Origin of the sequence: Paraburkholderia sp. BR10872, from assembly GCF_040965835.1 — a bacterium.
Lineage (GTDB): Bacteria > Pseudomonadota > Gammaproteobacteria > Burkholderiales > Burkholderiaceae > Paraburkholderia > Paraburkholderia nodosa_A.
Genome location: NZ_JBFRCN010000068.1, coordinates 1 through 16,200, shown reverse-complemented (window position 1 = coordinate 16,200; position 16,200 = coordinate 1). Strand labels below are relative to the sequence as shown.

At 64.8% G+C, this 16,200-nt stretch carries 13 protein-coding genes; 8 read left to right on the top strand and 5 right to left on the bottom strand.

All coding sequences use genetic code 11. The features are described 5' to 3' along the window. The first annotated feature begins 52 nt into the window (after positions 1–52). The 3 genes from AB4Y43_RS35320 (at position 53) to AB4Y43_RS35310 (ending at position 3,422) form a co-directional block, all read left to right on the top strand. Complete coding sequence (locus AB4Y43_RS35320) at positions 53–1,054, top strand: LysR family transcriptional regulator (RefSeq protein ID WP_342946027.1); 1,002 nt, start codon at positions 53–55, stop codon at positions 1,052–1,054. Then, positions 1,032–2,447, top strand: coding sequence for an aspartate ammonia-lyase (locus tag AB4Y43_RS35315; protein ID WP_368729899.1), 1,416 nt, complete (start codon positions 1,032–1,034; stop codon positions 2,445–2,447). The genes AB4Y43_RS35320 and AB4Y43_RS35315 overlap by 23 nt, the downstream gene beginning before the upstream one ends. A 189-nt stretch (positions 2,448–2,636) precedes the next feature. Beyond that, positions 2,637–3,422, top strand: a complete 786-nt coding sequence (locus AB4Y43_RS35310; RefSeq protein WP_368729898.1) for a DUF899 domain-containing protein — start codon at positions 2,637–2,639, stop codon at positions 3,420–3,422. Here AB4Y43_RS35310 and AB4Y43_RS35305 read toward each other — a convergent pair. Next, positions 3,335–6,772: an adenylate/guanylate cyclase domain-containing protein gene (locus AB4Y43_RS35305; RefSeq protein ID WP_368729897.1), complete on the bottom strand. Its 3,438-nt coding sequence runs from the start codon at positions 6,770–6,772 to the stop codon at positions 3,335–3,337. The genes AB4Y43_RS35310 and AB4Y43_RS35305 overlap by 88 nt on opposite strands. Before the next feature lie 187 nt (positions 6,773–6,959). Here AB4Y43_RS35305 and AB4Y43_RS35300 point away from each other — a divergent pair, with 187 nt between their 5' ends. Then, positions 6,960–9,188, top strand: a complete 2,229-nt coding sequence (locus AB4Y43_RS35300; protein ID WP_368684105.1) for a SulP family inorganic anion transporter — start codon at positions 6,960–6,962, stop codon at positions 9,186–9,188. Between the two features lie 17 nt (positions 9,189–9,205). Here the strand turns inward: AB4Y43_RS35300 and AB4Y43_RS35295 are convergent, their stop codons facing one another. Then, complete coding sequence (locus AB4Y43_RS35295) at positions 9,206–10,567, bottom strand: MFS transporter (protein ID WP_368729896.1); 1,362 nt, start codon at positions 10,565–10,567, stop codon at positions 9,206–9,208. Positions 10,568–11,050: 483 nt separating this feature from the next. Then, a complete protein-coding gene (locus AB4Y43_RS35290; protein ID WP_069262016.1) occupies positions 11,051–11,593 on the bottom strand; it encodes a hypothetical protein in 543 nt (180 codons plus the stop codon). A 328-nt stretch (positions 11,594–11,921) separates the two neighbouring features. Here AB4Y43_RS35290 and AB4Y43_RS35285 point away from each other — a divergent pair, with 328 nt between their 5' ends. Further along, on the top strand, positions 11,922–12,953 hold the full coding sequence (locus AB4Y43_RS35285) for an alpha/beta fold hydrolase (RefSeq protein WP_368729895.1): 1,032 nt from the start codon (positions 11,922–11,924) through the stop codon (positions 12,951–12,953). Positions 12,954–12,977: 24 nt separating this feature from the next. Here AB4Y43_RS35285 and AB4Y43_RS35280 read toward each other — a convergent pair whose 3' ends face one another. Beyond that, positions 12,978–13,166 (bottom strand): hypothetical protein, encoded by a 189-nt coding sequence (locus AB4Y43_RS35280; RefSeq protein ID WP_028203473.1) that lies wholly within the window; start codon positions 13,164–13,166, stop codon positions 12,978–12,980. Positions 13,167–13,415: 249 nt separating this feature from the next. On the opposite strand from AB4Y43_RS35280, the gene AB4Y43_RS35275 reads away from it, so the two are divergent. Further along, positions 13,416–13,715: a hypothetical protein gene (locus tag AB4Y43_RS35275; RefSeq protein WP_069262014.1), complete on the top strand. Its 300-nt coding sequence runs from the start codon at positions 13,416–13,418 to the stop codon at positions 13,713–13,715. 199 nt (positions 13,716–13,914) lie between these two features. Further along, entirely contained in the window at positions 13,915–14,544 is a 630-nt protein-coding gene (locus AB4Y43_RS35270) for a glycine zipper 2TM domain-containing protein (RefSeq protein ID WP_141710563.1), read from the top strand. Positions 14,545–14,729: 185 nt separating this feature from the next. Here AB4Y43_RS35270 and AB4Y43_RS35265 read toward each other — a convergent pair whose 3' ends face one another. Beyond that, a complete protein-coding gene (locus AB4Y43_RS35265) occupies positions 14,730–15,662 on the bottom strand; it encodes a hypothetical protein (protein WP_368684108.1) in 933 nt (310 codons plus the stop codon). A 162-nt stretch (positions 15,663–15,824) separates the two neighbouring features. Between AB4Y43_RS35265 and AB4Y43_RS35260 the strand changes: the two genes are divergently transcribed. Next, a partial coding sequence (locus AB4Y43_RS35260) for a S1C family serine protease (protein ID WP_368729913.1) occupies positions 15,825–16,200 on the top strand: 376 nt, incomplete at its 3' end.

Below are 16,200 nucleotides of genomic sequence, written 5' to 3'. Positions count from 1 at the left end.
GTTGGCGCACTCGTGGCAACGTCTGCTGACAGTAACTATGGGAGAGTCCATCGTGTCGCTCAACAAGCCGATCGATATGTATGCGGTGCAGGTCTTCGTCGCAGTGGCGGAGGAAGGCAGCATGTCCGGGGCGGCCGCACGCATGGGCGTTTCCCAATCGGGTGTCTCGCAGATCGTCCGCCAGCTGGAGGACGAACTGGGGGTCGTGCTGGTCAATCGCACGACCCGTCCGCTCGCGTTGACGCCATACGGCATCGCATTGAGGAACCGCGGAGCGGTACTCAGCGAGGAGATCGCCAATCTGAAGGCCCAGGTCGTCGAAGCGGGGCGTGGCATCAAGCCTGATCTTCGCATCGGGTTTGTCGACTCGTTCGCGGCTACCTGCGGCTCGGCTCTTACGAAGCGGCTGCTGGAGAAGGTATCGCAACTGTCGATCCGTACGGGATTGAGCCCGCAGCAAGGCGAGGCGCTGCTGCGGCGCGACCTGGACCTCATCGTCACGAGCGACGCGTTGATCGACGCCAATGACGTAGTGCGCTTCCGGCTCCTCTCCGAGAAGTACTTTGTCATCACGCCGCGGGATTTCCGCAAGTCGGTCCGCACCGTGGAGGACATCCGGGCCCTGGCGGACGCATTGCCCATCGTGCGCTTTAACCGCAAATCGCAGGTCGGCATGCAGATCGAGCGCTATCTGCGTCGAATTGAAGTGCGTACGCCGACGAGGCTCGAGCTCGACAACGCCGACGCGCTGACATCGATGGTGGCCGAAGGCATCGGCTGGGCCGTGACCTCGCCGATGTGTCTGCTTCAGGGTGCGGCTTACGCGGATGGAGTGACTCGCCACGTTGTCGACAGACTGGGCCTCGAACGGTCGCTGTATCTGGTAGCGCGGCGCGACGAATACAGCGCGTTTTTCGAAGATGCATGCGACACGGCGTCCGAAGTAATCAAAACATCGTTCCTCCCGCGAGTGAAAAAGGCTCTCGGTCAGGAAATTGAACAACTGATTGATATTGGAAACAGGAACTCAAATGAACAGTCAAGCCAAAGCTGAAACGCGTACCGAACGCGATTACGTTGGTGAAGTCGAAATTCCGGTCGAGAAATTGTATGGCGTCAACTCGGTGAGGGGCGTCGACAATCTGACGGTTTCTCCTCTCAGCATTGCTCACTACCCGGCGTTCGCGGTGGCTTTCGCGCAGTGCAAATGGGCGGCCGCGCTCGCGAACCGGGACACCGATGTCATCACGCCGGAACAATGCGACGCAATCAGCCGTGCGTGTCAGGAAATCATCGAAGGCAAGTTTCGTGACTCACTGATCGTCGATCTGCTCGAGGGCTCGGGTGGAACGTCGACGAACATGAACTTTAACGAGGTGATCGCCAATCGGGCGCAGCAGCTTTTGGGTCACGCGCCGGGCTCATACGACGTGATCCATCCCAACGATCATGTCAACCGCTCGCAGTCCACGAACGACGTGTATCCCGCTGCGCTGAAGATTGCGACCTACGCAATGCTCGGACCGCTCATTGCGGAAGTGGAAAAACTGGCTGCGCAGTTCGATCGGAAGGCTATCGAGTTTGCCGACGTCCTTCACCTCGGCCGTACCTGTCTGCAGGATGCGCAGCCGATGCGTCTCGGTCAGCTTTTCGGCGGTTACGCGTCGCTCACACGACGTCTCGCAGAAGAGCTGATGGCGGTTCGCGACAAGCTGCGTACGCTGCCGCTCGGTGGGACGGCTATCGGTACGGGATTTGGTGCACCGGCTGGGTATCGAACTTCGGTCTACCGGCACCTCGCGGATATCGCAGGCGTCGACTATGTCGCGCCGGCAAACTCGTTCGACGCGATGCAGAACATGGACGTGTTCTCGCGCGTTTCGGGTGAGCTTCGCACCTGTGCGGCGTCCATTGCGAAAATCGCATCGGACCTGACGGTGCTCTCCTCCGGTCCCGTGGGCGGAATTGGGGAGTTGCGCTTGCCGGAGGCGCAGGCCGGCTCGTCGATCATGCCGGGCAAGGTGAATCCTGTGCTGCCGATGGCGATGATCCAGTTGAGCTTTGCCGTTATCGGCAATGATGTCGCTGTGGCTCAGGCGGTTCAGTATGGAGAACTGGAAATCAATCACTTCGAGCCCGTAGTGGCCTCCCGTGTGTTCGACAGCATCATGCTGCTGACCAACGGCATCGAGAGATTCACGCAGAAGTGTATCGCCGGCATCACCGCCGACGGTGCATGCAATGAGCGACACCTGATGGACTCGATGGCTGTGGCCACAGCGCTCGTGCCGAAGCTTGGATATGCTCGTGTCAGCAAGCTGGCGCGACAGTCGGTTGCGCAAGGTCGGCCACTCGTGCAGATTCTCGACGAATCCGGGCTGCTTTCGCGCGACGATACCCTGTCGCTGATCGATACGGCCTCGTACCCGGTATTCGAGCCGAGGTAATCGACCCTGGATTGAGGCAACCTGGACCCGGCCCGGCGACCGCACTCAGCACGCCCTCGAAATACCGCCACACTTGTTACTCCCAACTTCCGATTCCCGGTAGCAAACTACTCACGTCACCCAATGAGCGACGCGTAGCGGACGCAATCGCGCCGCAGGAATTTGCCTATTCAGGAGGTCGCAAAAGCCATGAGTTCATCAGCCGAAAACGGAAGGAAAGGCGGCCAGCCCGCCATGGCCACTCCACCGGTCGTCTCATCGCAAGCGTGGGAAGCAGCGCGCCAGCAGTTGTTAGTAAAGGAAAAGGCGCTGACCCGGGCTCGAGACGCCCTGGCCGCCGAGCGCCGGCGAATGCCCTGGATGGCGGTGGAGAAGGCCTACGCATTCGAAGGTCCCGCGGGCAAGCTCAGTCTGCGGGATCTGTTCGACGGCCGGCGTCAACTGATCGTCTACCGCGCTTTCTTCGAACCGGGCGTGTTCGGGTGGCCCGAGCATGCCTGCCGGGGCTGCTCGATGGTGGCGGATCAGGTCGCCCACGTCGCTCACCTGAACGCCCGCGACACGACGCTCGTCTTCGTCTCGCGTGCGCCTCAGGCCGACATCGCGCGACTGAAGGCGCACATGGGCTGGCAGATGCCATGGTTCACCATTACGGACAGCTTCGACGCCGACTTCGGTGTCGACGAGTGGCACGGCACGAACGTGTTCTACCGCGATGGCGAGCGCGTATTCCGTACGTACTTCATCAACAATCGCGGCGATGAACAGATGGGGGGCACCTGGAACTACCTCGACATGACGCCGCTGGGTCGCCAGGAGCTCTGGGAGGACTCGCCCGAGGGCTATCCCCAGACCCCAACCTACAAGTGGTGGAACTGGCACGACAGCTACACCGCAGACACGCCGCCCGACAAGAAGTGGGTCGAGGTATCGGATGCAGGCGAGGCTGCGTTCCGCAAAGAGCACAAGGAATGAACGCCCTGGGCGAAGCGTGTTCGGCCGGATGCATGCCTCAAGCAGCAAGCGCTGCATCGACGGCAGCCAGGTATTGCTGGAAGCCGGTCTGCAGCAGCACGGTGCGCACGCGCGCGAGCTCGCCACGCACGCCATCGTCGGCGGGTGCCTGCAGGACGCGCTAGCGCGCGTGCGCGTGCCGCGAACAGTTCGGCCCAGGGCAGCGGTTCGTGCCGCGTGTAGTCCTCCAATGCGCTCGCGTAGCGCAGCACGCCGGCCGGATCGCGGGCCGCCAGCATCGCCTCGATCGCGTCGCGGTAGAACCAGAGATGGTTGTGGCCGACCGTGCCGAGGCGCAGCAGGTCCGCGCCTTCTGCGAGCAGGCGCGTGCGCTCGTCATGCTCGTCGACCGCGCGGGCGAGGGCGCTCAGATTCTTCGGCGCGGAGAATTGCGTGCCGACCTCGCGCGAGATCGCAAGCGCCTCGCGCAGCGCATCGACGGCTTCGCCGCGGCGTCCATCGGCGAGCCAGACACGTCCCTGCATTTCCAGGTTCTGCGCTTCGAACCGGCGCGCGCCCAATTGCCGGATCACGCGCTTTTCCTGCTCCAGATGGACCTGCGTAGCCGGCATATCGCCTAGCTCGTAGCAGGCGAACACGCCGAGCGTCTCGCCCAGCAATTGCGCGCGCGGCTGCCCGATCAACGCGGCGGCGCGCACGGCGGCAACGGCGTCTTCGCGCGCCTGCCGCGGCTCGTTCAGGTAGATGCGGCTGAAGCCCTGCATCGACAGATTGGCGACTTCGATCCGGCCGCACCCGTGCTCGCGGCTCAACGCCACGCAATCGCTGAAATGGCGGAACGCGGTCCGCATCCGCCCTTGCGCGTAGGCGGCATCGGCGAGGCCGCCGAGCGCGCGGGCCTCGGCCTCCGGCAGGCCGAGGCGCCGCGCATAGTCGAGCCCGCGCTCGTGTTCGGTGCTGCAGGCATCGATCTTGCCGAGCGGAAAGTAGATGTTGCCGCGCAGATAGTGAAGGCTCGCGAGTTCGGCCACCCGGTCATCGCGCTCCGCGATCCGCTGCGCAGCCTCGATCAGGTCCAGCGCTTCGTCGAGGCCTTCGCTCACACGCAGGCCTTCGGCGAGTCCTAGCTGGCAGCGGCACAGACTGGCGTCGTCGGGGGCGGCTGCGAGCGCCGCGCGCCAGGTCGCGATCGATCCCGCGATGTCGCCGAGGTCGCGCTGCAGTTCGCCCTTGCAGCAGCTCAGGCTGTGGCGGTCCGTCTCGCTCTGCGCAATCTCGAGGCCCCGCTCGGCGAGGCGCAGCGCGGCCTCGAGCAGGTGCGCCGTGCGCTGCGCGAGCGCGGCGGCCAGGTAGGCTTGCGGCGCGCGTTCGTCCTCGGCGCGGTCGAGATGCTGGGCGTGCAGCGTGGGGTCGCCGTGCGCGAACCAGTCGGCCGCGCAGCGGTGCAACTCGCGTCGGCGCGCACGCAGCAGCGTCGAATAGGCGCTCTCCTGGATCAGCGCGTGGGCGAACAGAAACTCTTCGCCCTCCGGCAGCACGAGCGCATTGGCGAGCAGGCCGTCGCAGACGTAGCCGGGGTCGTCGATGAGCCGCCGCAACAACGCGATGCCGAACCGCTGCCCGATCACGGCAGCCGCCTGGAACGCCAGACGGTCGCGCGGCGCGAGCCGGTCCATCCGCGCGAGCACGAGGCTGCGGATCGAACCTGGCACGGCGTTGCCGCTGCCTTCCTCGGCGTTGCGCAAGAGCTGCTCGAGGAACAGCGGGTTGCCGCCCGCGCGCTCGATGCAGGCGAGCGCGACCCGTTGCGTCGCGTCGATGAAGTTGCCTGCGAGGCTCAGTGCCTCGTCCTGGCGCAAGGGCCCGAGGTCGATCGTCGCGAACGGGATGTCGCGGCAGCGCGCGCGCCACGCCGCATCGATCGGGTCGCCTTCCACGCGCGAGGTCGTCACGAGCAGGCCCGGGCCGTTCGCGATGCCCGAGGCGAAGGCCGAGAGATAGTCGAGCATTTCGGGCTCGGCCCAATGGAGGTCTTCTACGACGATCAGCGTGGCGGCCCGCCTGCAGGCGTCGCCGGTCAGTCTCGCGGCGAGCGCCTGCTTGCCGCGCTTGCGCGCGCCGTGGTCCATGGCGTCGTAGACGGTTCGCCATTCGTCCGCGAGCGGCAGGTCGAGAAGGTCGTGGAGGAACGCATGCTGCCCGGCCTCGAGGCTGCCTTCAGCGGCGAACCGCGCGGCGGCGGCGCGCCGCGCGTCGCTCGATGCGCCGGCCGGCAGACCGAACAGACTGGCGGCGATCGTGTGCACGGGATCCTGCCCCTTGCCCACGCCGAAATCGAGCACGAGGCCCCGATGGATCTCGAAGCCTTGCGACTGCGCATGGCGGCGCATCTCGTCGACGAGACGCGTCTTGCCGATGCCCGCTTCGCCGCGCACATGGACGATGTGGCCGGCCCGCCTCGCGACGCACGCGCGGACGATACCGTGAAACTGCTCGAGCTCGGCCTCGCGTCCGACGAAAAGGCTCTGACCCGTCTTCGCCGATTCGCTCGCCGGGTCGCTCGAAATCGCGCGCAGCCGCCATGCGCGCACTGGCGTGTCGATGCCCTTGAAGCACTGCTCGCCGAGCGCGTCGCAGACGGCGGCGTCGCCAAGCGCGCGCGCCACGTCATCGGAGAGCCAGGTCTCGCCGGCCGCCGCTGCGACCTGCAGGCGCGCGGCCAGGTTCACCGGACTGCCGGTGACGGTGTAGTCGCGCGCGTCGACGCAGCCGAGCGCGCCGGCGACGACTTCGCCGCTCGCGATGCCGATATGGGCCTGCAACGTGCGTGCCGCCTGCAGGCTCAATGGCGTCAGCGCCTCATGGATCTCGAGCGCCGCGCGCGCGGCGCGCAGCGTGTCCGTCTCGTGCGCGCGCGGCGCGCCGAACAGCGCCATCACCGCGTCGCCGATATGCCTGTCCGTCGTCCCGCCCCAGGCGAGCACGATGCCGTCGACGAGCGCCGTGAAGCGGCCGATCAACGCGCGCACCTCCTCGGGATCGAGCGTACGCGAAAGCGCGGTGAAGCCGCAGAGATCGGCAAACAGGACGGTGACCTGCCGGCGTTCGTCCGCGGGGATCTCCAGCGCGTGGGGGGCGACCGCCGTTTGCGCCACGGGCAAAGCCGCGGCTGGCGGGTTCGGCGCGGCGGCAGCGAGGATGCGCTTGCGGTGGCCGAGCGACTGCACGCCGAGTTCCCGCAGATCCGCGTCGGTCAGCTGCGCGAGCAGCGAGAGATCGATATCGTTAGCCGCGAACGCTTGCGCGTACTGCTCGAGTCCCAGGGCGTGCAGCCATTGCTCAATATCCATGTTCGCCGCCTGGATGCGATGCCGGTTGCCTGATGCGAACCGCCCCGAGCCCGTCGGGGGATCGTGCCGGTGAATTTCCAGTGTAGGCGCGCGCCACGGGCCGCGTACGGCGTTTGACAGGCTTTCCGGCGCGGACGGATACTGGATCGCTCCCCATCGCGCCTCGCGCATTCCACCGGGAATTCACGTGAAGCCGGGCAAGACCGTTACTGTCGCCGACGTCCCGCCGCGCTCGCCCATCGCGGCGCTGCCCGGCGATCTGGCGGCCGGTGCGGTATCGGCGCTCGTCATGCTGTGCTACGCGATGAGCCTCGGCACGCTGATCTTCAGCGCCGATCTCGCCCGCTACGCCATGCTCGGCGTGCCCACCGCGCTCGTCAGCTGTGTCGTCACCGCGCTCGTGATCGCCTTGACGAGTTCGATGCGCCTGAACATCGGCGGCCCCGACAGCAACGCGGCGGCGTTTCTTGCGGGCGTGGCGGCAGGCGTCGCGAGCAGCGTGCGGGCGGACGGCGGTTCGCCGCAAACGCTGCTGCTCACCGTGCTGATTGCCATCGCGCTTTGCTCGCTCGTGACCGGCGTCGTGCTCTACGCAATCGGGTCGTCGAAGCGCAGCCGCTCGCTGCAGTTCCTGCCTTACCCGGTCCTCGGCGGTTTCCTCGCCGGCACGGGCTATCTGCTGCTCGCCGGCGCGTTTCGCGTCATGACGGGCGAGTCGCTGCAATGGCGCACGCTCGCGTTGCTGACGCATCTCCACTGGCTCGCATGGTTGCCCGCGCTCGTCGTCGGCGTGCTGGCCACGATCCTGATGCGCAGCTGGAAGCACGTTGCCGCGCTGCCGCTCACGCTGGCCTTCGGCATCGTGCTCTTCTACGTTTTGCTGCGTGCCGCGGGCCTGTCGATCGACGACGCGCGCGCCATGGGCCTGCTGCTGCCGCGCGCGGCGCTGCGGCTCACCGGGCTACCGGAGCTGCACCTGCGCGCGCAGCTCGGGCAGGGCGGCATCGACTGGACGGCGATCACCGCACACCTTCCGGAGAGCCTCGTGGTCACCTCGGTTTCGGCCGTCACGATCCTGATGAATTCGACGGCGATCGGCGCGGCGACGGGCGAGGAAGTCGACCTCAATCGCGAGCTGCGGGCCGCGGGCCTCGCCAATCTCGCGAGCGGTCTGTTGGGCGGCATGGTCGGTTATCAGTCGTTCAATCGCTCGATGCTCAACGCGCGCGTGGGCGCGACGAGCCGGCTGGCGGGCGTGTTCGCCTCGCTCGCATGCCTCGTCGTGCTGGCCGCGTCGCCCGGTTTTGTCGCGCTCTTTCCCGTGCCGGTGCTCGTCGGCCTCCAGCTTTTCATGGGGCTGCGCCTCATCGTGCAATGGGTGGTCGGCGCCTGGGCGAAGCTCGCCTGGTACGAGTATCTGCTCGTGCCCGTCATTCTCTGCACGATCGCGGGCTGGGGCGTGCTCATCGGCGTGGGCGCGGGCGTGATTGCCGCGTGCGTGATGTTCACGCTGCTCTACGGCCGCGTGAGCTGCATTCGCATGGCGTTCGACCTGCGCACCCGGACCTCGAATGTCGAGCGCAACATCGAGGAGACCGAAGCGTTGCGCGGGCTCGGCGCGCAGGTGTGCGGCATGTGCCTGCAAGGGTTTCTCTTTTTCGGCACGGCCAATTCGATCCTCCAGCGCATACGGGAGCGCCTCGCCGCGCGCACTCCGGTGCGGGTTCGATTCGTTGTACTTGATTTCGCGGCGACCCAGGGCATCGACGCGTCGGTGTCGATCAGCTTCGTCAAGCTGCGGCAGCTCTGCGCGGCGACGGACGCGGACCTGATCCTGACCGCGCTGCCGTCGCGCTCGCGCGATCTGCTGACGAAAACCGGCACGCTCAATCTGCGTATTCGCGAATTCGACACGCTCGATGCGGGCCTGGAATGGGTCGAAGACCAGCTGCTCGCGTCGAGTGCGCTCGCGCCGAAACCCGGTGACGACCTCAATTCACTGCTCGCGCCGCATTTCACGGCCAGCGCGCTGAACACGCTCTCCACGCGGCTCGAAGCGAAGGATCTGCAGGCGGGCCAGGCGCTGTTTCTTCGCGGGGACCCGGGCGACGCGCTGTACCTCATCGAGCGCGGGCGGCTCGCCGTTTCGCTGCCGCTCGGCAACGGGCGGTCGGTGCGGGTGCGCGCCTGCCTGCCGGGCACGGTCATCGGGGAAATGGCCGTATACACGCAGCAACCGCGCAGCGCGGACGTGTTCGCCGAGGCGCCGACGCGGGTGCGCAGGCTGTCGCTGGCGGCGCTCGTCGCGCTCGAGCGGGACGACCCCGTGGCCGCCCAGCAGTTTCATCGCTTTCTGGTGAAGGTCATTGCGTCGCGCCTTGCCTTGGCCACGGAGGCCCTGCGCGCGGCCTACTGAGCAGCGGAGGGTTCACGTCAGACTGAATTGTGCGGTGCGTCTTGCAGACTTCGCGCCGCAACGTGTTCCGTTACACCTTCATGCGGGGGATCGTCGAGCGAAATCCGCGACGTTTCCGGCAAGGACAACCCGCCAACCAGTGCCAGCAGCGAGACGGCGATGAGGTAGTAAGCGGGCGAGATGCTGTTACCCGTCGACTCGATCAGCCAGGTGGCGACAAGCGGTGCCGTGCCGCCAAAGATCGTGTAGGCCAGGTTGTAGGTGATCGCCGAAGCGGTGTAACGGGTGCGGGTCGGAAAGATTTCGGAGAGCAGTGCCGCCGTGACCACACCCGACAGGACCGCGCCGAGCGCAAGCATGCATGCGCCAGCAATCGCGGAACGAAAATCCCCTGAGCCTCCCAGCGAAAAAGAGGGGTACACCGCGGCGATCAGGATGGCGCATGCCGTGAAGACGGTTTTTCGTCTTCCCACGGCATCGGAGTAGAGGCCGGCGAGCGGGCAGATGGCCGCGGCGAAGACGAGTGCGAAGACCGTGACCAATAACGCGTTGGCCCGGCTCAGATGACCGACGACCTGCATATACGTCGCGAAATAGGTCGTGAACGTATAGAAGGAGAGCGCAGTCACGGACACGAAGGCACCCAGGCGCACGATCGCGCCTGCCTGGGTCTTTAGCGTTTCGCGCAGCGGGGCATGAGCGAGGTCGTGATCGTGTTCGACTGCAGCAAACGATGGCGTTTCACCAAGGCGCGTGCGCAGATACAGTCCGACCAGACCGATAGGCGCCGCGGCGATGAACGGGATTCTCCAGCCCCAATTGCTCATCGCCTCTGGCGACAGCACGGCGTCCAGTCCCGACGCCACGACTGCGGCGCTCGCGAACGACAGGAACGTGGAGACCGGAAGAAAGCTCCCGTATCGCGCGCGCTGGTGCTTAGGCGCATGTTCCATCAGATACGCGCAGGCGCCGGCGTATTCGCCGCCGGCGGAAAAACCTTGCACGCAGCGCACGATTGCGAGCAGCAAGGGGGCGAGCATGCCGACCGATGCGTAGGTCGGCAGGAAGCCGATGACCGTTGTTGCCGCTGCCATGATCAAGATGGTCAGGGCGAGCGTTTTCTTGCGGCCCACCCGGTCTCCCACCACGCCGAAGAAGACCCCGCCGAGCGGTCTGAATGCAAAGGCGACGGCGAACACCGCGAAGGTCTTCATCAACGCGATCGCCGGGTCGCCATTCGGAAAGAACTGGCGAGTCAGCAGGGTCGCCAGAAATCCATAAACGGCAAAGTCGAACCATTCGACGAAATTGCCAACCGCAGCGGCAACGATCACCTTGCGAAGCGTCTTTGGGTCCACTTTGGGCTGATACGCTTTCATGATCTGGCCGTCCCTTGTGCGTTGAATAAGACGTGCGTATCACCCCGAATGGTGAAGCCATGGGAGGCGAGCGGTTTTAACGCTGAAGTCGCACGGTAATGATTTGCACAGTTAATGCGACCAGAAATGTCGCTCCTAGAACGAAGCCGACAGGGTGACGCGCTGGAAGCGACATCGGACTGGTGCTGTCGCGGGAGGGCAAGACAACGTCGTTTTTCGAATGGTTTGGTTCTTCGGCGGCGGAAAAGTCAGATTTCATTCACCAACCGGTCTCGCCATTGTCGCCGCATCAGTTCGGCGTGAATCTCACTTATCGCGAACTGGACGGGTACTCCGCGCGCCTTGAAAGGCGATCCTGTCGCCGAAGCGCGCGACGGCCTGTTCCAGCAGGGCTGCCATCGAGGGTAGTCGTCGAGGTCGACGTCGGCCGCAACGCGAGCAGGATATTGCGAAAGCCAGGGCAAGTTTGACATTGGGATATGGCTATTCGACGGGAGCCGGCTGAACGTTGATTTCCAGCGGTTCGCCAGGCATTTGCGACGCGGGCGCGGCGTCTTCTTCCGGCGTCGGCTGGGCGGTCTGAACGGCGGGCGGCGGGACGCCCTTGCCAACAACGGGCGCGTCTGAAACCGGCACGGGCGCTCGGGGCTCCGCGCTATGGGCCGCGGTCATGCCCGTGCCGACGTTCGAGCCCGTGCTGTTGGCGCCCTTGAGAAGACCGTGCGAATCGAACAGAAACACGGCCGCCGACGAGTGTGTGTCGGCGCCGGCGACCAACGAGCCGATGAAGGGGATATAGCTTTCCGGGTGCGGACGCGACGTCACGTAGGTGTAGACGAGCAGCGTCGAGCCGTCGTCCAACGCGGTCTCGACCGACGCCGGGCCGAGCGCGACGATCACGTCCTGCAGCGTCGTCACACCGTGCCTGAAGTTCGCCATCTGTTCGGGCCTGACTTCGACGCCGGCCGTCACGCAGCCGGCGAGTAGTGCGCCGCACAACAGCCCAGTGACCACTTCGCGCTTCATGTCGCCTCCCCCCTGAAAGGAATTCTAGGACGAAGAAGACTGGCCGGTTGACGTAAAGAGCGTCTGCGTTTCGCCGCCGTACGGCCCCCGGAGGTCGTCGACATGACCGGTGCGCTAATCGACGCCTGCACGTCGATTTCGTGCGGTGCGTCGACATGGACACGCCGGTTACCTGAGCGTCATTGCGTGGGGGGGAGGGCCGCACGGCACGCGTCGATCCTTGATTTCCGGCTCACGCTCAAAACGACTGATGTGGTTGAAGCATTGCGGTACTGCATTCACAATGACCGCCAGGCGCTTTCCCACCGCGTGAGACGAGGTCGACTCCATGATGAACGGGTTCCAGGAGAAGTTCGCGTACGTCAACGGCATCCGCATGCACTACGTCGAAAGAGGCACGGGCCCGCTCGTGCTGCTTTGCCACGGCTGGCCGGAGTCCTGGTACGTGTGGCGCTGGCAGATCGATGCGCTGGCGGCTGCGGGCTATCGCGCGGTTGCGCCGGACCAGCGCGGATATGGGCTCACCGACGCCCCGGAAGCGATCGAGGCTTACGACATTCTGAACCTGGTCGGCGACCTCGTTGGCCTCGTCAAGGCGCTCGGTGAAGAGCAGGCGATTCTGATCGGACATGACTGGGGCGCCGCTGTCGCTGCTTACGCAGCGTTGCTGCGCCCCGACCTGTTTCCCGTTCTCGGCCTGCTGAGCGTGCCTTACATGCCTCGACGTCCGGTGCGCCCATCGGTGCGCTTTGCGCAGATCACGCAGGAGTGTCACTTCTATCAGGACTATTTTCAGTTGCCGGGACGCATCGAGCGTGAACTGGAAGAAGATGTCCGTCGCTCGATGCTTGGCATTCTCTACTCGGCGTCGGGAGACCCGGTGGTGAAAGGACAGCCGGCCAATTTCGCGATCTTTCCCAAATCGACTCGACTCGTGGACAACCTCACGTTGCCCGACGAGCTTCCGCCATGGTTGACCGAAACGGATCTGCATTATTTTGTCGCTCAGTTCGAGCGCAGCGGGTTTCGCGGGCCAATCAACTGGTATCGGAATATCGACCGGAACTGGGCGCTCACCAGCTTCCTCGACGGCGCCCGGATCATGCAACCGACGCTCTTTCTCGCGGGAGAGCTGGACGGCGTCGTGAAAATGGCCGCGAAGGACTACGACGCGCTGGAGAACAACGTTCCCAACCTATGGAAGAAGCATCTCATCGCGAAGGCGGGTCACTGGGTGCAGCAAGAGCGTCCGGACGAGGTGAACGAATTCATCCTGAACTTCCTCGCCGGATCGGTTCACGCGCTGGCCGGCGGCGCAGCCGAAAGCCAGCCGAAAGCACCGGCTGGCAAGTTCCGGTAAGGCGAGGCGGAACCGCCTTGCGCGTCAGTGTGTGGCAACGCTGACGGCGACGATTTCGTATCCGGGGTCGGCGTGCTCGGACGCCGCCTTTTCGGCTTCCTCGTATGAGACGAAGGACTTGGCCCCGCCAATCTCCGGCGCCATGCCGATATCGCCGTCCTCTGCGCAGCAGAGGTACTGCTCGCCAGTCTTTACCACGTAGACAGTCGTCATGATTCCCTCCATGGTTCGCGGGGGAACTTCCAGTCTAGCAGGTCAAAACCGCGCCCGAAGCCGGCTCGATTGCCTTTACGCTATCGGCTGGAACCTTCGATTCTATTCGCTTCACGGTGGACGGCAACCCTTCCGTTGTTTCGAACCCAACATCGGCCGTCGTCGTCGGCAGATTTGTTCCGGATGTGCAACGATAGACGTGCAACTCGCAGCTGTCTGTTGAGCTGGACAATCCAACGGGGAGGGTAGATGAGAGAGAACGCCGAGACGCTATTCGTCGCTTCCGAAGACATTGCAACCGCGTTGAACCTGCTGGAGAGCATAGAGGTCGAGGTCGGCTTCGACAGCGACGATCCGGAGAGTATCGAGCAGGCGATTCTCGCCGTCGAGGAGGCGATCGATACTCGCCTGAAGGGCCATCGCGGCGACGCACGGGTCGAATCCGCGATCCTTCGCGTCAAGTTCGATTTCCGCTGCGCGATCATCGAACAGGCCGCGTCCGAAGATGCGGGTGCCGACACCATCGGCAGCGTCCAAACCCTGCATTGAAACTTTCGGGGAATCCGGCGCCAGCTTGATTCCAACGGATGAATGGCACCGCGCTCGGCGCGCCGCCATTCATCCGGCAACGAACTTTACACGTTGTTACCCGCGCGCAGCGGACGTCCGGGCTTTGCTTATACTGCCGCGCAATCGCCACTCCTCCTCATGCTTGTCGTGCCCGCAGCGGCGGCAATGCGAACCCACCGTGACGTCCATGCTCTCTACCAAGTCCGCCCTCACCGCCGCGCTTGTCGCTGCAGCCAGTCTTTCGTTGTCCGCATGCGTTGCTCCGGGCTACTCGCAGTACGGCGCGCAGCAAGGCTACCAGGGCCAATATGCAGCACCGGCGGCGTCTGCGTACGGCCAGCCCGCTTACGCACAACCGGGCACCGTGCAGCAACCCGCCTACGCACCGCCGCCTGCGCCGCAACAGCCGTATGACTCGCAAAGCAACGGTCAGTACGGTGCGCAGTACAACCCGCAATACGGCAACCAATACGGTACGCAGTACGGCACGATCTCGAGCATCCGGCCGTTGAGCAACGCCACGGGTGCTTCGGGCATCGCCGGAACCGTGGTCGGCGCGCTGGTTGGCGGCGTGCTCGGCAATCAGGTCGGCGGTGGCCACGGCCGCGACGCGGCGACCGTCATCGGCGCGCTCGGGGGAGCCTATGCAGGCAACCGGATCGGCCAGCAGATGGGCCAGCCCGCAGGATTCCAGATCGACGTGCAGTTGAGCGACGGCTCGACCCGCGCGTTCAACGTGCCGACACCCGGCGACCTGCGCCCAGGCGATCGCGTACAGGTCAACGGCAGCCAGCTTGCGCGCTACTGATTCCGGCGGCTGTTTCATCCGACGTCACTGAGGCGTTTGCCGCCACGCAAGATCGACGAAGCGACGCAGCAAAACGCGGCGCTCGTGGAGCAGGCGTCGGCGGCCTTCGTCCAACGGGCGAGCGCAGCGGGAGTGTTGAAAACCTGCGCCGTAACGCCCGTGCGCCGCACGGGCTCATACGCGCACTACTGCGCGATCTGCTGACGCTGATATTCGTTGTGCTTCATTTGCATGTAGTCGGCGCGGCTGACCTCGTGCAATTGGCGCGGATACTGCTCGGTGGCATCGAACCACTTGGTGAGGCGTTTGTCGAGGCGGCCATTGGGCGGGCTGGAAAGCGCATCGAGATACGCTTCGATGGCGAGGTAATAGCGCATGGTGTTGCGTTCGACCAGACCGCGTACGCCGCCGATGTATCGCGTTTCGTTCGTCGACGGATCGCGGGTCGTGGAAAAGCCGACTTTGTCGCTGCCTATCGTTGCCAGATAGGCTTTCATGGCAAGCCGGCCGGCCGTGCCGTAACCGTAGGCGTAAGTCAGATGAATAAAGGTCCGATCGTCGCCCACGGGTATGGCCTCCACCACGATCCGGTAGTCTTTCGTACTCAGCGGACCCGTGGCGGCGGAAAGCTCCACGCGAAAATAATCAGGGCTGCTCACTGCCTGGTTCCAGGCGAATTGCACGCGGTAGGATGAGGTAAGCGATTCCTCGGTTTTCTTGCCGATATTCACCGCGAGCACCGTACCGCTCGCGCCGGTCGAGGCATGGCAGTACTTGATGTTCAAGTGCAGGATCAGCACATCGCACCAGTTGGCCGGCCCTTGAGTCGGATGGTTGAGCGTGTCGCTGACCGTCGCGAAAGGGAAGTTGACCACACCGTAAATGTCCCCTTTGAGTGCCGAAGGCAACTCCTGCGATTCGAGGTATAGCGGGCGCTGGAACTGGTTTTGCGCGAGTTGCTGCGTGAGACTCTGGTACTTTTCGCGCAGGCTCGTCGCCCTGACGTCCGCTTGCGCGAAAGCGCCCTGGCCCAGCAAACAGAGCGCCGCGGTCATCGCGGCCATCCACCACAGGCGCGTGCACCGGACGCCCGATGTGAATCTGGCAAGCGTACTCATGGCCTTCCTCCCACGTTGACTCCGTGTGATCTGCATCGCTACGACTACCCATTTGGGTGGTGCGCGCCGCCCGTCGTTCTGTCATTGTGAACCCACGAATGGTGAACCCACACTGGCAGGAGACGTGAAATGGAAACGACATCTTCGGGCGCAAATCCTTTGATGGCTCTCTCGGACGGTCTGGCCGACATTGTCGCGCGAGTCGGGCAGAGCGTCGTGGCAATCCATGGCCGGCATCGCATGCCGTCGAGTGGCGTAATCTGGCGCCATGGCGTCGTCGTGACGGCTGCCCATACGATCCGGCGCGAGGAGGGGATCGAAATCACCTTGAGCGACGGTCGTACGGTTGCCGCGGTCCTCGCAGGCCAGGATCCGGGCACGGACCTCGCCGTGCTGAAGCTGAACGGCGTGGACCTGGGCCCGGTCGAGTCCGGCGATGCCGGCTCACTGAAGCCGGGTCATCTGGCGCTCGCCGTCGCGCGTGCCGACGAACTCGGTGTCAGCGCGGATTTTGGCGTGATCGGCAGCACGGGGGGGG